This is a genomic window from Enterococcus sp. 3C7_DIV0644 (genome assembly GCF_002141235.1).
GTDB lineage: Bacteria > Bacillota > Bacilli > Lactobacillales > Enterococcaceae > Enterococcus_D > Enterococcus_D entomosocium.
On record NZ_NGLK01000001.1, the window covers coordinates 2,342,055 to 2,361,646 of the forward strand.

The 19,592-nt window shown below is 43.5% G+C and carries 17 protein-coding genes and 1 other annotated feature; of the genes, 15 read left to right on the forward strand and 2 right to left on the reverse strand.

Annotation, left to right across the window (positions count from 1 at the left end; translation table 11 throughout):
* Window positions 1-97: 97 nt before the first annotated feature.
* Window positions 98-1,018 (reverse strand): LysR family transcriptional regulator, encoded by a 921-nt coding sequence (locus A5877_RS11115; RefSeq protein ID WP_086316831.1) that lies wholly within the window; start codon window positions 1,016-1,018, stop codon window positions 98-100.
* A 126-nt stretch (window positions 1,019-1,144) separates the two neighbouring features.
* Here A5877_RS11115 and A5877_RS11120 point away from each other — a divergent pair, with 126 nt between their 5' ends.
* From A5877_RS11120 to A5877_RS11180, 13 genes are all read left to right on the forward strand, one after another.
* A complete protein-coding gene (locus A5877_RS11120) occupies window positions 1,145-2,299 on the forward strand; it encodes a cobalamin-independent methionine synthase II family protein (protein ID WP_176273453.1) in 1,155 nt (384 codons plus the stop codon).
* A gap of 126 nt (window positions 2,300-2,425) precedes the next feature.
* Window positions 2,426-2,660, forward strand: a binding site (T-box leader).
* A gap of 308 nt (window positions 2,661-2,968) precedes the next feature.
* A complete protein-coding gene (locus A5877_RS11125; protein ID WP_005232226.1) occupies window positions 2,969-3,613 on the forward strand; it encodes an amino acid ABC transporter permease in 645 nt (214 codons plus the stop codon).
* A gap of 12 nt (window positions 3,614-3,625) precedes the next feature.
* Complete coding sequence (locus tag A5877_RS11130) at window positions 3,626-4,258, forward strand: amino acid ABC transporter ATP-binding protein (protein WP_086316833.1); 633 nt, start codon at window positions 3,626-3,628, stop codon at window positions 4,256-4,258.
* A gap of 13 nt (window positions 4,259-4,271) precedes the next feature.
* Window positions 4,272-5,075, forward strand: coding sequence for an amino acid ABC transporter substrate-binding protein (locus A5877_RS11135; RefSeq protein ID WP_086293899.1), 804 nt, complete (start codon window positions 4,272-4,274; stop codon window positions 5,073-5,075).
* 176 nt (window positions 5,076-5,251) lie between these two features.
* Window positions 5,252-5,569 (forward strand): toxin-antitoxin system, antitoxin component, AbrB family protein, encoded by a 318-nt coding sequence (locus tag A5877_RS11140; protein WP_086316834.1) that lies wholly within the window; start codon window positions 5,252-5,254, stop codon window positions 5,567-5,569.
* A 7-nt stretch (window positions 5,570-5,576) separates the two neighbouring features.
* The gene (locus A5877_RS11145) at window positions 5,577-6,014 is read left to right on the forward strand and encodes a PIN domain-containing protein (RefSeq protein ID WP_016611400.1); all 438 of its coding nucleotides are present in this window, start codon (window positions 5,577-5,579) and stop codon (window positions 6,012-6,014) included.
* A gap of 130 nt (window positions 6,015-6,144) precedes the next feature.
* Window positions 6,145-8,583 carry a DNA translocase FtsK gene (locus tag A5877_RS11150; RefSeq protein ID WP_086316835.1) on the forward strand — a complete coding sequence of 813 codons (2,439 nt, stop codon included), beginning with the start codon at window positions 6,145-6,147 and terminating at the stop codon, window positions 8,581-8,583.
* 43 nt (window positions 8,584-8,626) lie between these two features.
* The gene (locus A5877_RS11155; RefSeq protein ID WP_005232219.1) at window positions 8,627-9,328 is read left to right on the forward strand and encodes a GntR family transcriptional regulator; all 702 of its coding nucleotides are present in this window, start codon (window positions 8,627-8,629) and stop codon (window positions 9,326-9,328) included.
* 61 nt (window positions 9,329-9,389) lie between these two features.
* Window positions 9,390-10,190 (forward strand): pyrroline-5-carboxylate reductase, encoded by an 801-nt coding sequence (gene proC, locus A5877_RS11160; RefSeq protein ID WP_008376116.1) that lies wholly within the window; start codon window positions 9,390-9,392, stop codon window positions 10,188-10,190.
* A 46-nt stretch (window positions 10,191-10,236) separates the two neighbouring features.
* Window positions 10,237-10,911 carry an HAD family phosphatase gene (locus A5877_RS11165; protein ID WP_016611398.1) on the forward strand — a complete coding sequence of 225 codons (675 nt, stop codon included), beginning with the start codon at window positions 10,237-10,239 and terminating at the stop codon, window positions 10,909-10,911.
* A gap of 47 nt (window positions 10,912-10,958) precedes the next feature.
* Complete coding sequence (locus A5877_RS11170; protein WP_223347157.1) at window positions 10,959-11,183, forward strand: hypothetical protein; 225 nt, start codon at window positions 10,959-10,961, stop codon at window positions 11,181-11,183.
* Between the two features lie 15 nt (window positions 11,184-11,198).
* Window positions 11,199-13,901, forward strand: coding sequence for a YhgE/Pip domain-containing protein (locus tag A5877_RS11175; protein ID WP_016611396.1), 2,703 nt, complete (start codon window positions 11,199-11,201; stop codon window positions 13,899-13,901).
* Window positions 13,902-14,118: 217 nt separating this feature from the next.
* Window positions 14,119-15,942, forward strand: a complete 1,824-nt coding sequence (locus A5877_RS11180; RefSeq protein ID WP_034872061.1) for an APC family permease — start codon at window positions 14,119-14,121, stop codon at window positions 15,940-15,942.
* 71 nt (window positions 15,943-16,013) lie between these two features.
* Here A5877_RS11180 and A5877_RS11185 read toward each other — a convergent pair whose 3' ends face one another.
* A complete protein-coding gene (locus A5877_RS11185) occupies window positions 16,014-16,904 on the reverse strand; it encodes a transcriptional regulator (protein WP_008376111.1) in 891 nt (296 codons plus the stop codon).
* 375 nt (window positions 16,905-17,279) lie between these two features.
* Between A5877_RS11185 and A5877_RS11190 the strand changes: the two genes are divergently transcribed.
* Window positions 17,280-18,620 (forward strand): sugar ABC transporter substrate-binding protein, encoded by a 1,341-nt coding sequence (locus A5877_RS11190; RefSeq protein ID WP_015508887.1) that lies wholly within the window; start codon window positions 17,280-17,282, stop codon window positions 18,618-18,620.
* A 56-nt stretch (window positions 18,621-18,676) separates the two neighbouring features.
* Window positions 18,677-19,591, forward strand: a complete 915-nt coding sequence (locus tag A5877_RS11195) for a carbohydrate ABC transporter permease (protein ID WP_034872060.1) — start codon at window positions 18,677-18,679, stop codon at window positions 19,589-19,591.
* The last annotated feature ends 1 nt before the right edge of the window (window position 19,592 follow it).

Below are 19,592 nucleotides of genomic sequence, written 5' to 3' on the forward strand. Positions count from 1 at the left end.
TAAGACAATTTAAGAACAAAATAAGTACAAAACGATCCGCAACAGGGTCGGGACGCCTTACCAAGGAAGCCCGACCGACTGTCTGCGGATCGTTTTTTTAAAAGACGTCGAAACCGTAATTTTTGATATGCTGTTTCAACAAGGCGAGATAGTCCAAAGCCATCTCACTCAGTTCCATTTTCTTGTGTTTGAGGTAACCTAGTGTCATCGCATCATCGACTTCCAAAGGAATCGCAACGATTTTTTCGTCATTCAGCTCACTGCTGATGATCCCAGAGCTGATGGTATAGCCGTTGAGACCCACCATCAAATTGAAGATCGTGGCACGATCGCTGATGCGAATGTGTTTTTTGCGTTGTAAAGTGCTTAAAATCTCTTCAGAAAAGTAGAAGGAATTGGTTTCCCCTTGTTCGTACGACAAATAGGTATAAGGTTCCAAATCAGCTAATGTGATGCTTTTTTTCTGAGTCAGGGGATTTTCTCGGCCGATGAAGACGTGAGGTTTGGCTTCAAATAAAGGAATGAATTGCAGGTCTTTTTCGTGGATCAAACGGGTGAGGACCGTCGTGTTAAAATCATTCAGATAAATGATCCCCAATTCGCTCTTAAACGTCTGGATATCATCCAGTACATTTTGTGTTTGGGTCTCCCGCAAGGTGAATTGAAATTCATCTTCCCCTAACTGTTTGACCAGCTCCACGAAGGCGTGGACGACGAAGGCATAGTGCTGCGCAGAAACACTGAAAACATGCTTGCGATGGCTGTCTTTGCGAAAGCGTTCGTCCAAGAGATTGACTTGGTCTAAAACATTTCGAGCATAATTGAGAAAGGAACGGCCATCATCGGTCAAGGTCACCCCTAATTTACTGCGGTAAAACAGCTGCAGATCATATTCTTTTTCCAACTCTTTCATGGCTTGAGAGAGGGAGGGCTGACTGATGAAAAGCTGTTTGGCGGCTTCATTGAAAGAGCCGGTCTCTACGATTTTTTCCAAATATTCAAGCTGCTGGATACGCATGGGAAGCAACCTCCTTTTTGTGTTATAGGTATTGCCTATGGAATATATAAGTTTATAAGTATTATCTATAGTATAAGATGTTTGCTAGAATAAATCTAACAATTTTGAAAACTTTGTATAGGAGGAATGGATATGGCAACAGACAAATTTCAACTTGTGGGGTCATTGTTACGACCACAAGATTTATTGGACTACAAAAATCAAATCGAGCATCGGGAGGACATCCGCTACCCGTTTTATGATGCGTTTCCTGGCTACCAAGAAACGGAAGCAAAAGCGATCGCTGACATCATTGCAGCGCAAAAAGAACACGGCATTACAGTCATCACAGATGGCGAACATGGCCGCTCGATGTGGCACCTGGATTTTCTCTGGGGATTAAAAGGCGTTGAGCGCTATATCTCCGATCATGGGTATGCCTTTGAAGATTTGGACGGTGGACATTTTGAAACGCGTAAAGACATCGGCATCCGGATCACAGAACCATTATCTGGCAAAAACCATCATTATTTGACATTGTTTAAAGAAACCAAACGCCAAGCTGGCGACCTGCCAGTCAAAATCACCGTCTGGGGGGCTGCCCATGCGTTTACCGAGCTGACTGTCTTTAACGACCTCGTTGGTGAAGGTCAGGTATATCCAACGAAAGAAGCCTTGCGGGAAGGGCTGCTTAACGCCTACAAGGAATTCTTGCAGGAATACCGAGAAGCCGGTGGTGAGATCGTTCAGTTCGATGATTGTTTATGGGAACTATTTGCTGAAGACAATGACAAGAGCTTCTTCACCCAAGGCAATGACGGCTTAGAAGCGTTAGCCGATGAATTCGTGGCGATCAACAACGAAGTCGCTGATTACGCCCACGAATTAGGATTAAAAGTCTGGACCCACAATTGTCGCGGCAATTACCAAAGCCGCGCGGCAGCCAGTGGTACCTACAAAGCGATCGCCGAAAAATTCTTACGTGATCAGCATTATGACCGCTTTTTCCTAGAGTGGGATGATGACCGTGCCGGTGATATCTCGGCTTTAGAAGCGCTGAAAGATCGCCCAGAAGTGGAAGTTGTCTTAGGCTTATTATCCAGCAAAACCGCCACATTAGACGATGAAGAGCGAGTGATCGCCTTATTAGACAAAGCTAGTCAAATCATTCCTAAGGATCGGCTTTATCTTTCTCATCAATGCGGCTTTGCCTCTTGTGACTGCGGCAATGAGCTTTCGACTGAGCAGCAATGGGCAAAAATCAAGCAAGGGCAAGCCTTAGCTGAAGCATACTTCGGTTAAGCAGTTGCGTGTTCTTTACCCTGAATCTTCCCCTCGAAATCGGTGCATTCCACAAAGTTTCGAAAATTTCAGAAAAAATGTTTGACATTTTCTTTAAGAGCGAGTAAAGTAAGACACAACTTAATGAAACAGACATCGAAAAGAAGAGTAGCAAGGCTTGCTGTTTGAAGAGAGTCTCTGGTTGGTGCAAAGAGATAACGCATGGTTGTGAAACACATCTTGGAGTCGTTTTTCCGAAAGAAAAGTAGGAGAGACCGGGTTTGCCCGTTACAGCAGCAGTCATTGATTGATGACTTTCTGAGTTCAGTTGCTGTGAAGCACTGATAAACAAAGGTGGAACCGCGTTGATAACGTCCTTTAGCTGTAATGGCTAGGGGACGTTTTTTTTTCTCTTTTTTTGCGGCTCACCGAAAATCGAAAGTGGAAGGATCACAAGAACTGCACGAGGCCTTTTCCTGTGAAGGAAAGGCAAATTGAGGTGGAACCACGTATCTAGCGTCCTCTGGCAAATGCCAGTGTGCGCTTTTTTTGTTTTTCTTTTTTAGAAAAATGAAACTTGCCAGTTGCCCTCACCAGCCAACGCACAGCGCCACATAAGCGTCGGAGTAAGCCGTCGCTAAGCTGTTTTTCTGCCAAGCGAAATTGAAACCTATCAAGGAGGAAGTCACCATGTTTGAGTATTTAGTCAATGTTATGCCCCAACTAATTTCAGGAACCGGAATCACCGTTAAATTGTTCGCACTGACCTTAATCGGGTCCATTCCCTTAGGCATCTTGTTTGCCTTTGTTTTAGCCAGTCGCCTGCGTATTTTGAAATTGATCGTGCAAGTCTACGTTTGGTTGATGCGAGGAACGCCTTTATTGCTGCAGTTGATCTTTGTTTTCTACGGTCTGCCGATTTTAGGGATCGTCTTTGACCGCTTTGAAGCAGCCTTGATCGCCTTTATTATCAATTACGCTGCTTATTTTGCCGAGATTTTCCGTGGAGGGATCCAATCGATTCCAGCCGGACAATACGAAGCCGCGAAAGTCTTGCGTTTGTCCCCAATCCAAACGATCCAAAAAATCATCATCCCACAAGTCGTCAAGATCACCCTGCCATCTGTCGGCAATGAAGTCATCAATCTTGTCAAAGACACATCTCTGGTCTACATCTTGGGCTTGTCAGACGTGATGCGAATCGGAAAAATCGCCATGGAGCGAGACAGTACCTTGCTTCCGTTAGTTGGGGTCGGCTTGATCTACTTGGTGATGACGGGCGTCTTCACGTTATTGTTAAAACAAATCGAGACCAAACTGGACTATTACCGTTAGGAGGAACCACGTATGTTAGAACTAAAACAAGTATCAAAATCATTTAGCGCTAAAAAAGTCATCGATCAGCTAGACCTGACGATCGAAGACGGCAGTATCTTAGCGGTGGTCGGTCCTTCCGGTGGCGGGAAAACCACCTTGCTTCGGACACTGGCTGGGTTAGAAACGATCGATTCTGGAAGCTTTTTGCTGGATGGCAAAGCCTTTGATCCCACCGACACAAAAGAACAAGAACAAGTCGTCGGTGTCGTCTTTCAAGACTTCCAATTGTTTCCGCACTTGTCGGTTTTTGAAAACATCACTTTGGCACCAAAAATGGTGCTGAAACAAGACAAGGCCGCGTATACAGCAAAAGCCGAACAGTTGGCAGAAAAACTAGGGTTAAGTGACCTACTAGGCCAATATCCCTTCCAATTGTCCGGGGGACAGCGGCAACGAGTGGCTATTGCACGAGCGATGGCGATGAATCCCAAAGTGTTGGCTTATGACGAGCCTACCAGTGCCTTAGATCCAGGCTTGAGACAGCAAGTCGAACAGCTGATCTTGGATCTGAAAAAAGAAGGAGTGACCCAGATCGTGGTGACCCATGATTTGGTTTTTGCCGAAAATATCGGCGATCAATTATTAAAAGTAGCAGGAGAATAAGGGGGAGAAAAAAATGAAAAAATTACTATTGACGGGAATCGCAGCAGCAAGTGTATTTTTATTAGGGGCGTGCGGCAGCAGTAATGACACCACAACCAGTGCCGCTGACAAAGAAGAAGTGATCGTCGGGCTAGACGATACCTTCGTACCGATGGGCTTTAAAGACGACCAAGGCAACATCGTTGGGTTTGATGTGGATTTAGCCACAGCGATTTTGGATCTAACAGGAACCAAAGTCAAATTTCAACCAATCGATTGGTCCATGAAAGAAACCGAACTAAGCAATGGCACCATCGATATGATCTGGAATGGTTATACCAAGACCGCAGCTCGTGAAGAAAAAGTATTGTTTACAGATACTTATATGGAAAACAAACAAGTCTTAGTCACAGCAAAATCAAGCGGCATTACTAGCTTTGATGATATGGAGGGCAAAGTCTTAGGTGCCCAAGAAGGTTCTTCTGGTTATGAGACCTTCAACAACCAACCGGAAGTTTTGAAGGATCTCGTAGACGGCAATGACGCAACCTTGTATGCCAGCTTTAATGAAGCCTTTATCGATCTAGAAAACGGTCGGATCGACGGTCTTTTGATCGACCGCGTCTACGCAGAATATTATTTGACTCAAACAGGCAAAACCGCTGACTTCAACGAAATCGAAAGTCCTTTTGAAGCAGAAGATTTTGCTGTAGGTGTGCGGAAAGACGATCAAGCCATGGCAGATAAAATCAATGATGGTTTGAAAGAATTGCAAGACAATGGCACTTTTGCTGAAATCTCTGAAAAGTGGTTTGGCGAAGACGTCACACCAAACTAAAAACAAGTCAACAAGAGGCACTGGCTGCTTAGCAGCTGGTGTTTTTTTATACATTCATTTCTTTTGCGTATCTAAGTAAAGAAGGAACGATTGAAGTATATACTTGTGTATACATATGCGTGCTCATGTTATAATGATAGGTAGTAAGGAAAATCCGATAAAAAGGGGTGAGCCGAATGGAACATTATAAAGAGACCGCTCATTTGATTAAGTGGGGCAACGGACAAGGGGTTCGCTTGTCTAAGAAAATGATTCGAAAATTGGATCTCCAGGTAGGTTCTGAACTAGAAATGGAACTGGCAGAAGAAGTCAATGGCAAAAAACAGTTAGTTATTACAGAAAAGCAACCAGCAGGGGAGTTGTCCCCAGAGGAGAAACTTCGTTTAGTCGATTCTTTGCAAGGCATTTTAGCAGATTCATTTGAAACACCTGACGTTGTGGACATCAAAAAAGTAAGAAACGAACGGCGTAGGAAAAAATATCTGGGAGAATAAAAGGAACATGACCAAATACAAAGCCAAACGAGTCGTGATTGACACCAATGTGATCCTTGACTATTTATTAGGAAGAGGGTCTAAAAGCCATCAAGAAGCCATCAAACTGATATACAACAGTTCTATCTATGGACTTTGCGAGGGCGTGATTACGGCAAGTACATTAACGGATCTTTTCTATATTCTCGATGGAGCAGCAGGAGTCGATGCTCGGAGGGAAGTCAAAAAACTGATCCAAGTGCATACCGTCTTAACAGTCACGGAAGCAGATTGCGTTCAGGCGCTTGATTCAACAATGACAGATTTTGAAGATGCTGTTTTAGCAGCTTGTGCGAAGCGAAATCAAATCGACAGTCTAGTAACGACCAATACAGCTGATTTTAAATCATCAGGACTGATTGTCTATACAGTCGCTGAATTTGTTCACCAACTAAAAAGAGGATGATCACTGCTCTATCTGGCAGACATCCTCTTTTTTCCTTAAATTCCAACAGCTAACCAAAATTTCTCACAGGAAAACTTTTGTTCGCCTTCTTTTTTCGTTATAATAGGGAAAGATGAAAAGAGGGATAGAAATGGCGCAAAAAAAACGCGCAAAGAAACGCAAAACAAAAAAACAACAAAAACAGCAAGAGAAATTAATGCTGGTCGGCGTCGGCCTGCTCTTTGTCTTGTTTTCGATATTTGGCTTTTTCCATTTAGGTTTTTTAGGAACCTTGATTGCCAACGGGTTTCGGATCGTTGGCGGAAACACGTACCAATTTTTGAGTGTTGCCCTAGCCGCTTATGGTGTCTGGTTAGCGATCAAAACGACCGATGCTCGGTTTAAGAGTATTCGGCGAGTGATTGGCTGTGTATTGGTGTATTTTGGCTTACTGATCATCCTCCATGCGCAAATCTTTAGTAATGTGGTGGGAGAACAAGCCAATGTCTTCCAAACGACGTGGATGACGCTGTTAGGCGATATCCGGCGCAGCCAAGTGACCCAAAATGTCGGGGGCGGAATGATTGGCGCCATGCTTTATGGGGCGACCTATTTTCTTGTTTCCCAGATCGGCAGCTACATCATCGCTGTTTTACTCATGCTGATCGGGGCGTTCTTGTTCAGCCAAATGAGCAGCCACGAGTTAGTGGAGCACCTGCAAGCAGCTGGTGACAAGCTGCAGCGGTTGTTAGAAGGCTCTCCAGAAAAGCAAGCCGAACGAGAAGCCCGCAAAGCAGAACGAGCAGCAGAGAAACAAGCGGCGAAAGAAGCCAAAAAAGAAGCCGAGCGAGCAGCAGTCATGGCGGAGATCAAAGAAAAGAATCAAGTCCGACCAATGACAGAAGACGAAAAATCAGCAAAAGAACAGCAGATGCAAGCGCCAGTTGATTTTGAACCAGAGCAGCTGAGCTTTGTACCCATCGACCACTTCCAAGAATTGCCGCAAGCGACGGGACCAGAGGCCGCTCAAGCACCGCATCCAGCAGGAAACAAACCGGGACCAAGCAAAAAGGTCAACGAAGACGGGGAGATCCTCGATGACGATGGTGAAGTATTGGAATTTGAGATTTCGGAAGAAGCTGAAAATCGTGATTATGAATTGCCTTCAGCGCAATTACTCGATTCGATCCCTTCAACGGATCAAAGCAGCGAGTACAAAAAGATCGAACAAAATATTGGTGTGTTAGAAACCACCTTCCAAAGCTTCGGTGTTGACGCAAAAGTCGTCAAAGCTAGCTTAGGACCAGCAGTAACCAAATTCGAAGTTCAACCAGCAGTAGGGGTCAAAGTCAGCAAAATCGTCGGGTTGACCGATGATATCGCCTTAGCCTTGGCCGCCAAAGATGTGCGGATGGAAGCGCCGATCCCAGGGAAATCATTGATTGGGATCGAAGTTCCAAACAGCGCAGTCAGCATGGTTTCATTCCGAGAAGTGATCGAAGCCCAACCAGATCATCCAGATAAACTATTAGAAGTACCTTTAGGACGCGATATTTCTGGCCGTGTCCAAACGGCAGACTTAACGAAAATGCCCCATCTCTTGATTGCCGGATCGACCGGGAGCGGGAAGTCCGTAGCCATCAACGGCATCATCACCAGTATTTTGATGCGGGCAAAACCCCATGAAGTCAAACTGATGATGATCGACCCGAAAATGGTTGAATTAAATGTTTACAATGGGATTCCCCATCTCTTGACACCCGTTGTGACCAATCCTCGCAAAGCGGCGCAAGCGTTGCAAAAAGTGGTCAAGGAAATGGAAGAACGCTACGAAAAATTTGCGGCAACTGGGGTCCGAAATATTACTGGCTACAACGATTTAGTAATCAATAAGAATTTAGAAGATGGCGAAAATCGTCCGATCTTGCCATTCATTGTGGTGATCGTTGATGAGTTAGCTGACTTGATGATGGTTGCTAGCAACGAAGTCGAAGATGCCATCATTCGTTTGGCACAAATGGCGCGGGCAGCTGGTATCCATATGATCTTAGCAACGCAACGACCAAGTGTGGATGTCATTACAGGGATCATCAAAGCCAATGTTCCATCACGGATGGCGTTTGCTGTTTCCAGCGGTGTCGATTCTCGGACCATCATTGATGGGAACGGGGCCGAAAAACTGCTGGGCCGCGGCGACATGCTGTATCTGCCGATGGGTGAGAACAAACCGATTCGGGTCCAAGGGGCCTTTATTTCCGACCAAGAAGTCGAACGAGTGGTTGAATTCGTGACAGATCAGCAAGAAGCCAATTATGAAGAAAAAATGATGGTCACTGAGGAAGAAACGAGTGCCGGCAGCAGCGGACAACCGCAAGATGAGCTGTTCGAAGATGCCAAAGCCCTTGTGGTGGAAATGCAGACCGCCAGCGTTTCTCTCTTGCAGCGACGTTTCCGCATCGGCTATAACCGAGCGGCTCGGTTAGTGGATGAATTAGAAGATCAAGGTGTCGTGGGACCTTCTGAAGGCAGCAAGCCGCGGAAAGTCTTGATTGAGCCGCAACCAGAAGACATTCCTACCTTTGATGAATAAGGAGAACACCAGACCAATCCAATGAGAGAAAGGCGAGATAGCAATGAAACGCAAACACATTCTTTACCGTGATGTTGCCGATAAGCTCAAAGAAGACATCATGTCGGGTCGCTACCCGATTGGTTCATTTTTACCGACGGAAACAGAATTGGAAGCTACCTTCAATGTCAGCAAGATCACTGTCCGCAAAGCCATCGAATTGTTAGCGGCAGATGAGTATGTGGAAAAACGCAGCGGACGTGGGACGACGGTTTTAAGCAATCGCCCCTACAACAAGCTGTCAAAAGGCACGACGTTTAGCCAATTGCTTGAAAAGACCGGCAAGGAATACACAAAGAAAAACCTCAGCTATGAATTAGTCGAACTTGCGCCTGAACACCCTGCGTATTCTTTGATGGGCAAAGAAGTCATGCGTTTACGTCGCATGTACTATTTTGACCACCAACCTTTTATTTACTATGAGTACCATTTGCCAAAGCAACTAAAGGGAACCTCCATCGAGGTCTTTGAAGAAAAATCATTGTATCGCCTATTGGATGAACATCGAATGATCATCGATCGCTTTCAAGATGCGTTTGTGGCAACGACGTTGACTGAAGAGCAACAGAAGTTTATGATCACGCCGGAGGTCGCTGCCTTGAAACGAACCCGTTATTCGTATGATCTACAAGGAGAAGTGGTAGAATATACAGAAGGGATCTATAACACTGCCTTGCATCCGTATATGATCGAATTTGAAGCCTAGTCATTGATTAGGCTTTTTTAGCAAAAAGTGGTACCAAAATCAGAAGTGGAGCGTGAAATACATGAGAAAAATCGCCTTTTTAGGAGCCGGTAACATGGCAAAAGCTATCATTAATGGCTTGATTGCAGCAAAGCTGTATGAACCAGCAGAGATCTTGGTTTATAACCATCGCTACGAGCCGACTTTGGCACAATTAGAAAAAGAAACCGGAATCACTGGGACAACTAAGCTGGCGGATGTCACAGAAAAAGCAGAGATCTTCGTCTTAGCAGTCAAACCTTTTGTCTTTCCCCGCTTGCTTGCTGATTTAAAAGCAGGATTGACTGAGGAACACTTGCTAGTATCCATTGCCGCGGGTGTGACGATCGCGCAAATGGAAGAAATCATCGGTGCGCACAAAATCGTGCGGGTCATGCCAAATACCCCCGCACTTGTCGGCGAAGGGATGTCTTCTATCAGCCCCAACGGTCAAGTAACGGAAGCCGAAGCCAACGAAGTCAAACAACTTTTTGAAAGCCTTGGGAAAGCCGAGCAAGTACCAGAAAGCATGATCGATGCAGTCATTGGTGTCAGTGGTTCTTCGCCAGCCTACACGTATTTATTCATTGAAGCTTTGGCAGATGGAGCAGTGGCAGAAGGTATGCCGCGGCCGATGGCGTATGAATTTGCTGCTCAAGCGGTATTAGGCGCAGCGAAGATGGTACTAGAGACGAAGGAACACCCAGGTGTCTTAAAGGATCGTGTCAGCTCGCCTGGGGGCACAACGATCCAAGCAGTCAAAACCTTAGAGGAAAATGGCTTTCGTGCGGCTGTCATCAAAGCAGTGCAAGCAGCTGCTGACAAAAGTCGGGAAATGTCTTGATACCCAGTGAGTGAGGGGAAAATCTTAGCAAAACGAAGGAGCGTTTATGAAAGAACTTTTGATTTTTGATTTTGATGGATTGTTAGTCGATACTGAAAAAGTCTATTTTGATGGGTGGTTGGCTCTATTTAAAAAGTATCAGCTTCCGATTACAGCCGCTGATATTTTTGGTTGGCGTGGTCAAAGTTGGCAACAGACGGCTAGTAAATTAGCCGACCTCGTAGGCGGTCAGCAGCGGGTGCAGGAATTACGAGCAGAACGGGAAGTCTATATTGCCCAGCAAATAACTGATGGCACCTTCAAAACTAAACCCTATGCGAAAGAAACCATCGCATTGGCTAGGGAGAAAGGCTTCCAAACGGCACTAGCCACCTCGACGATGAAAAAAAGAGCCTCTGAATTGTTGGCGCATTTCGATTTGTTGCAGGCCTTTGACTATCAGACCTTTGGCGATGATGTCTCCGCCCATAAACCTGATCCCGCACCTTACTTGCTGACTTTAGAAAAAGCGCAAGCCGCAGCAGAAAAAGCATTAGTCATGGAAGATTCTCTTGTGGGAGCAACAGCTGCGACACGTGCGGAGATCGATGTCGTGTTGATTCCCGATCAAAGTTTTGATCAAGTCTACTCCCCAGAAGAGAAGGCCGGACTTCAGTTATATGGCGAAGCCACCTCACTGAAATATGTGTATGATTTATTGGCAAAGGATCAACTGAAATAACACCTAAAAAAGCTTCCTTTTCGTTGCAGAAAAAGGAAGCTTTTTTTGTGAAGAAAAGACCGGTAAAAAAACAGTTCAAAGGATATGAGTGGTTTGTTTTTCGCCATCATGGTAAAGTTAAAGAAAGTTTAACAATAAGCGAAAAAAAACAAAAAGTAAAGGGGTTTCATTTTGACAAAAACGTCCATTTGTCAAAAGGACTTTTCTTGGTCGATCGTAGCCGTTGGCGGCGGGGGAAAAACATGGTAAATTATCCTTCGACGAAGAACTAGTGGGGGAAGAAAAAAATGAATAAACTAAAGAATGTTTTCTATTTATATAAACTGGACTGGAAACGAATTTTCAGCAATCCAATCTCTGCATTTTTGATCATTGCCTTAATGATCTTACCCTCGCTTTATGCGTGGTTCAATATCAAAGCACTTTGGGATCCATATGGCAACACCAGTGAATTGCCAATCGCCGTGTATAGTGCGGATAAAGGGGCAGAATTTCAAGGCAAGCATATCGATATCGGTGATGAAGTCATCGACACCCTCCATGATAACAAACAGTTAGGCTGGCGTTTCGTGGATTCAAAAGAGGACTTGGTAGAAGGAGTCAAATCAGGAAAGTATTACGCCGGTATTTATCTGCCAGCTGATTTTTCAGATGATCTGATCAGCTTTACCAGCGGGACAATTGAAAAACCGACCATTGAGTATTACAGCAACCAAAAAATCAACGCCATCGCACCAAAAATCACCGAAAAAGGAGCCAGCAGTCTTCAAGAAGAGATCTCGCAAAACTTTATTGAGACTGCCAGCTCTACGTTAATAAAAGTCTTCAATGAAATCGGCTATGACATTGATTCCAACTTAGTCAGCATCAACAAAGTCAAATCCATGATCTTAGATACCGATGACAATTTGGCTACGATCGACGGTTATACGAAAGAGATCGTCACCTTGCACGATAAGTTTCCAGAAATCAAGGAAAAGATCGCAAAAGCTGAAGAATTTACCGATTATATCCCGCAAGTGGATGCCATGGGGGAAAAACTGATTGGCCTAAACGATAAGCTGCCGACATTGAAGAAAGAAGCCAGCATCATTTTGACCTTGCAAGAGAAGATCCCAGAGATCCAAAATGCCGGCAAACAATTGAAGATGATCGATGATGATTTTGATGACATTGCCAGCACCATGACGGACGGCATCGATACCGCCAAACAAGGACTGCAAGTCATCGAACAAGTTCAAGCCGCGTTACCACAGATCGAACAACTAGGCGACCAAGCCGCCAGCTTCGCCACATCGACCAAAGATGGGGCGCAACAGTTGCAAGATGCCCTGCCAAGTATTTCTAGCAGTGTGAAGGTGACGATTGAGTCGATCAGTCAAGTGGCAACAACTACTGCTAAATGGTCGAAGGCTCTGAACGATTCAATCAACCAGGAGCAGTTGGAACAAGATCGAGAATCAATCTTAAAAACAATTGATGGGTTGCAACAAAGCATTCAGCAACAACAAAGTATGCTAGATGCCTTAATTGCATTTTTAGGAAATATTGAAGGTTCAGCTGAAAATGCCCAAATTCAAGCCGTGATCAGTCAGTTAAATGACGCAAAAGGGCGTTTGACGAATGTATCTGGGTTGTTAACTCAGGTTAGAAATGCTGTGCAAAGCGGCGATGTTACAGCAGCTAAGCAATACCTTAGTCAAGTTACTGATGCAGCTAATAACGTTGCCAATCTCATGAACAGCATCAATGTTGATTCAATCACTGCAACCATCAACGACATTCTAACTAAACTAATCGAAACCATCACCACTGCCGAAGATGTCTTGAAAAAAGCCCAAGAAATCGATTTTGACTCGTTGCTGTCTTCCACCAAATCAGTGGTCAGCAATGCCGTGACGATTTTGGAAAAATACCAAAAAGAATTGCCTGCCATCAAGCAAGAATTGCACGATGCCAATACGATGCTGAATGGTCATATGGATGAAATCGTCAATGCCATCAACAAAGGAGCCGACCTGTACAACAACGAATTGCCAGTTGTCGAAGAAAAATTAGGGCTGGCCGTAGACTTCTTGCAAAACGATTGGCCAACCATCAAATCAGAAATCAGTTCTACGATGGCGATGGTGGATGAAAAACTGCCAGAAGTTGAAAAAGCCTTGGATGCGGCTGTCGATTTAATCAATAACGATTGGCCAAGTATCAAAGCAGGCATCCACAAAGCCGCTGATGCGATCCGAGCAGGAGAAAATGAAGTCGATCTCGGGGAAGTCATCAAATTATTGAAACTTGATGCCACGGATGAAGCCGACTTCTTCAAACAACCAGTGGAATTAAAAAGCAATGAAATCTACCCAATCGCCAACAATGGTTCAGCTAGCACACCATTTTATACCGCATTGTGTTTGTGGGTAGGGGCATTATTATTGTCAAGTGTCGCTACAACGGAGTATCATTTAGAGAAGAAAGACAAAAAACGCTTTACACAACGTGAAACCTTTGTGGCACGGATGCTGACGTTCTTGACGATGGCAGTCGCCCAAAGTTTGATCGTGACCCTAGGAAATATGTTTTTATTAGGCGTCGATGTCCACAACCCTGTGTACAGTGTCTTCTTCGCATTACTCGTCGGACTCGCCTTTATGATGATCGTCTACGTACTGGCGGGACTGTTCGGCAACCTCGGGAAAGGGATCGCCATCATTATTTTGGTTCTCTCCATTTCAGGTGGGGGAGGAAACTACCCAATCCAAGTCTCTGGGAAGTTCTTCCAATTCATTAATCCGCTACTGCCGTTTACTCATGCGGTCAATCTGTTAAGAGAATCAGCCGGTGGGATCTATTGGCCAAATGCTATCCCGCAGTTGATCATTTTAACGATTTTGTTCCTAGTCTTTGGGATCGTCGGTACGTACGCGTATCCTTATCTAGTCAACTCTACGAAGAAACTAAGTGACATTTCCAAAGAAAGTCATTTCTTCCACTAAAATCTTAAAGCAGAAAGAGCATTTGTTCTTTCTGCTTTTGTGCCATCACGTGAAATTTCTAATAATCAAAAGAGGGAAAAAGGGTCGTTTTTTCATCTGATTTTCATTGACTTTTCGCGGTTACAAGAGTAGCATACAGTCTTGATAATTCAATATTTGTGAGGATATCGTTACAAGTTTAACGAAGGATTTTTTCATGAAAAGGAGTGTAGAAAAAGTGGAGTATTTGAAACGTTTGTTGGTCGGACGTCCATTGAAATCCGCAGAGAATGATGAACAAAAACTGAGCCGGACGGCGGCCCTTGCGTTGCTATCTTCTGATGCTTTGTCTTCGATTGCTTATGGGACAGAGCAGATCGTTGTCGTATTAGTGGCACTTTCCGCTGCTGCTATCTGGTATTCATTGCCGATCGCTGCTTTTGTTATTATTCTTTTGATTTCATTGACCTTGTCTTACCGCCAGATCATTCATGCTTACCCTCACGGCGGTGGGGCATATGTAGTAAGTAGTGAAAATTTAGGGAAAAATGCGGGCCTGATTGCCGGCGGCTCTCTATTGATCGATTATATGCTGACAGTGGCAGTATCCGTCTCAGCAGGGGCAGAAGCTATCACTTCAGCTGTGCCGGCGTTGTTTGGTCATCAAGTGGCCATTTCTGTCGTGATCGTAATCTTGATCATGATGATGAATCTGCGAGGGTTGCGAGAATCAGCTAGCTTCTTGATGATTCCTGTCTACACCTTTATCGCAGTGATCACAGTCTTGATCGTGGTCGGTTTGTACAATATCGTAACGGGTGCGCAACCGTTAAATGCAACCGCACTACCGGGAGCGGTCGTACCTGGGGTATCCGTGGCCTTGATTTTACGGGCTTTCTCATCAGGTTCCTCTTCTTTGACAGGGGTCGAAGCGATCAGTAACGCGGTGCCGTTTTTCAAAAAACCACGGGCGAAAAATGCAGCTGCGACCTTGACAATCATGGCGTCGATTTTAGGATTCTTCTTTGTCGGCATCACTTTTATCAACTATTGGTATGGTATCGTACCAGAAACAGAAGTGACCGTCCTATCTCAAATCGGTTCTGCCGTTTTTGGTCATGGGTTTATGTACTACGTTTTGCAATTTGCTACGGCACTGATTTTAGCAGTTGCCGCAAATACCGGATTTTCAGCTTTCCCCGTGTTGGCGTATAACCTAGCGAAAGACAAATATATGCCGCATATGTATCAAGACCGTGGGGACCGTCTTGGCTATTCGAACGGAATCATCACCTTGGCTGCTGGTTCCATCGTATTATTGTTTATCTTCCAAGGATCGACCGAGCGTTTGATTCCTTTGTATTCCATTGGGGTATTTATTCCTTTTGCCTTGTCCCAAAGCGGAATGGTGATCAAATGGAGAAAAGAAGGCAAAGGCTGGTTCTTTAAATCGATCGCCAACATCGTTGGGGCTTTGATTTCCTTTGCGATCATTGCCATCTTGTTCGTGTATCGCTTAGGCGATATTTGGCCATTCTTTATTATCATGCCGATCCTCTTGTATATCTTTTACAAGATCCATGATCATTATAAAAAAGTCGCAGAACAGCTGCGATTGGAAAAACAAGAAGCACTGCATGTCTATGAAGGAAATACCGTGATCGTTCTCGTCGGAAATGTTACCCGAGTAAATATCGGCGCATTGAACTATGCCCAATCGATTGGTGATTATGTCGTGGCGATGCACGTCTCATTGGATGAAGATGTGAAGAAAGAAAAAGAGATCGAACAAGAATTTAAGCAAAAATTCCCAGACGTGCGTTTCTCCGTCGTTCATTCTTCGTATCGTTCGATTGAAAATCCAATCTTGCGTTATGTAGATCTAGTCAGCCGCAATGCAGCCAAACACAATTACACAACGACCGTCATCATTCCACAGTTTGTTCCAAGACGTCGCTGGCAAAATATTTTGCACAACCAAACAAGCCTGCGCTTGCGTTTCAGACTTTCTTGGCGTGAAAACATCATTGTAAGTACGTACAGTTACCATTTGAAGAAATAACAAAAACGCTAGTTTAGCGACCTGATTCCCAAAAGAAATGTTTGGGTCAGCCGCTAAGACTAGCGTTTTTTTTAGCTATAAAACATTTTTAGTTTGATATCTTGATCGTAATTCCCAAACCCCTTGCCAAAGAGGGTACAACCGCCGACATGCTCGGCATCTTCTTTGACTTCCACTTTTAAATGCCACGTATCTTCGTAGGCAGGTATATCCTTGATCGTAATGTCGGAAAGAGGAACACCTTCCATGTAGGTTCCATGATCCATGATGCGAATCGTCTTTAATAACCCGTACTGATTTAGATTGTCTGGATACCAATCCGGTGTATACTTGCCGCGAATATCTGCAAAATCCCCTGGGCTAGTCCATGTACCAAGCTCCACACCATTTAAGCTGAAGGTGATGTCTGACGGCCAGTTGTTATTGGAAAAAGGAAATTCAGACGAAACCTCCATTGAAATCTCCATCATTTCGAGTTTTTCTTCTTTTGCTAAGAAGTTTGGCGATTGGTATTCGACAAATCCTTTCGTAAACCACAAGATGCGGGCATCCATTCGTCGGGGATCCATGAAAAACTTCGGTTCATCTACCATTCCCACAAAATCAGCTGAAGTAGCAAGCCCGCACGTTGGTTCTACCGAATAATTTGTATAATGACCGATCGGTATCGCCGTTTCTTTCGTATCAAAGGCATTAAAGATTTTCTCAGGAAAGTTGATATCGATATGGTCCACTCTCAAACTGGAAATCTTTTTTTGCCCCACACGCTCTGTTTTGATGATTTTGGCTTCTTCTAATTTTTTGATATGCATCGTAATGATAGCGCTGCTTAAGCCTAACTCTTGTGCCAACTCTTTGACATTCATCTTGTTTTTAGCCAGCAATTGAATGATTTTGATTCGCACGTTACTGGCAAGTGCCTCATAGACAGGCAATGCTTCTTGATTGATTTCTAATTGCATCGTGTCACCTCCGCTTAAACTGTTTGATTTACTTGAATGTTAACATATTTGCTAATTTGTGTAAATAGCGTTGTTTATTTCGCTAGTTATTAATATATTTATTAATTAACATAGATATTATCCTTGGTAAATTAATCAAAATATTGTTGACAGCGATTACAAATAAAGTTATGATTTATTTGTAAATTGAAAGTGTTTGCAAACATCAATTTCTATGTTTTGTTTTTGTGAATTGTTTATAGGCTTCTTTATAGGAAATATCTTAGGTGTTAGGAATTATTATGAGCAGTTAGTAAGGTCTTTTTTTAGAGAGGTCAATGAACAAATGTGATAACGTACCTGCAAATATCTATAAAACTTGAGAGGATGGAAAAGATGAACATCAAAAAGGTTATTTTTTCGGGAGCAGTTCTAGGTTTAAGTAGTTTGGTATTAGGGGCCTGCGGAAACAGTAATAATAGTTCAGGTGATGATAGCGGAAGTAAAGAAATTACGTTTATGTTTCGAGGCGGCGAGGACGAGAAGAAAGCCTATGAAACAGCAATTAAACAATTTGAGGAAGAAAATGATGTAAGCGTTAAGATTATCGCCACAGATGCTGATCAATATGCAACAAAGCTGCAAGCGGCAATCTCAGGCGGTAATATGCCCGATGTTTTCTATGTAGAACAAAGCAATCTAATGGCTTACGTTGATAATGGTGTTTTGCTAGATATTACGGATGAAATTGAGAATTCAGATTTTGATCTTTCAAACATTTGGGAATATGGAGTAAACAGTTATCGGTATGATGGTGAAAAAGTTGGTAGCGGTGCTTTGTATGGATTACCAAAAGATGTTGGACCATTTGCTTTAGGATATAACAAAGACATGTTTAAAGAAGCTGGTATTGATTTGCCAGATACAGATACGCCTTATACATGGGATGAATTCGTTGAAGTATCTAAACAGTTGACGAAGGATTCTGATGGAGATGGAAATCTTGACCAATGGGCAACAGGATTTAACGTAAACTGGAGTTTACAAGCTTTTGTTTGGAGTAACGGAGCAGATTGGATCAACGAAGCCAAAGATACCGTTACAGTCGATACACCAGAATTTGCGGAAGCATTGCAATGGTTTGCGGATCTGCAAAATGTGCATGAACTCACCCCTTCAATTTCTGATGCACAAACATTAGATACGTATCAAAGATGGATGAATGGGGAGATTGCTTTCTTCCCTGTAGGACCTTGGGATATGAGTACGTATGCAGGATTAGATTTTGAGTATGACTTGATGCCTTGGCCAGCAGGCTCTACAGGCGAATCTGCAACGTATATTGGTTCTTTAGGAATTGGTGTTGCCAGCAAAACCAAACATCCAGAAGAAGCAGTGAAATTAGTTGAGTATTTAAGTGCATCTGAAGAAGGACAACAACAATTAGTAGATGCACAGATTCAAATTCCTAACCTGATTGATATGGCTGAAGAATGGGCTTCTGATACGGACAGTGTACCTAATAATAAACAAGAATTTATTGACATCGTCCAAGATTATGGTCGCGCTTTGCCAGTAGCAACAACCTACAATGCAGAATGGTACGATGAATTCTTTATCAATATCCAACCTGTGTTAGATGGAGATCAAACGGCAGCGGATTATTTAAAAGAAGTTCAACCTAAGATGCAAGAAAAACTAGACTCAGCGATTCGCCAACAAGAAACAGCAAGATAGACTCACTGGGGTCACATATCTATGTGACCCCAAAGATTTTTATGGAGGGACGCGTAATGGAACAAGTGGAAATAAAAAAAACAAAAAATAAAAATAGTCTTTATGCAAAAGAGCACAAAGTTGCTTTCTTGTTCGTTCTACTTCCAGTTTTAGGATTTATTTTGTTTTCATTGATACCTTTGGGCTATTCGGTTTATGCTGCCTTTACAGATTGGAACGGTCTAGGGCAAATGAATTTTATCGGTCTTGAGAACTTTCAGAAGCTTTTTAGAGATGAGTACTTCTATAAGACGATGTTTAATACCGTCTTTTTGATGTTAGGGATTCCAATCGGTTTGATTTTGTCATTTATGCTAGCATCAGCACTGAGCAGAGGAATTAAAGGAACGACGATTTTTCGAACAATCTATTATATTCCAGTCATCTCATCATTAGCAGCCATTTCGATTTTGTGGCAATGGGCTTACAATGGTGATTTTGGTTTAGTCAATCAGGTCTTGGATATCTTCGGTATCAGCGGCCCTAACTGGTTGCAAAACCCATCAACAGTCAAACCGGCAATTATTATTATGTCTGTTTGGAAGGGCTTGGGTTATTCTATGCTCTTGTACTTGGCAGCGATTCAAAGTGTACCAAAAACCTTTTATGAAGCAGCAGAATTAGATGGTGCTTCTTCTTTTCAAAAGTTTCGCAATATCACTTGGCCGATGGTTAGACCAGTCACTTTCTTTTTAGTCGTTACGAATATTATCGGCGGCTCACAAATCTTTACGGAAATAAACATTATGACACCAACTGGCGGACCACAATATAGCAGTGCTACGGTCGTTTGGTATATCTGGCAAAAAGCTTTCAGAAATTGGCAAATGGGTTATGCAAGCAGTATGGCGTTGATTCTAGCAGTATTGGTTTTTGTGATAACAGCATTCCAATTCTATATGAACAATCGTTCAAGCTATAAATTAGATTAGG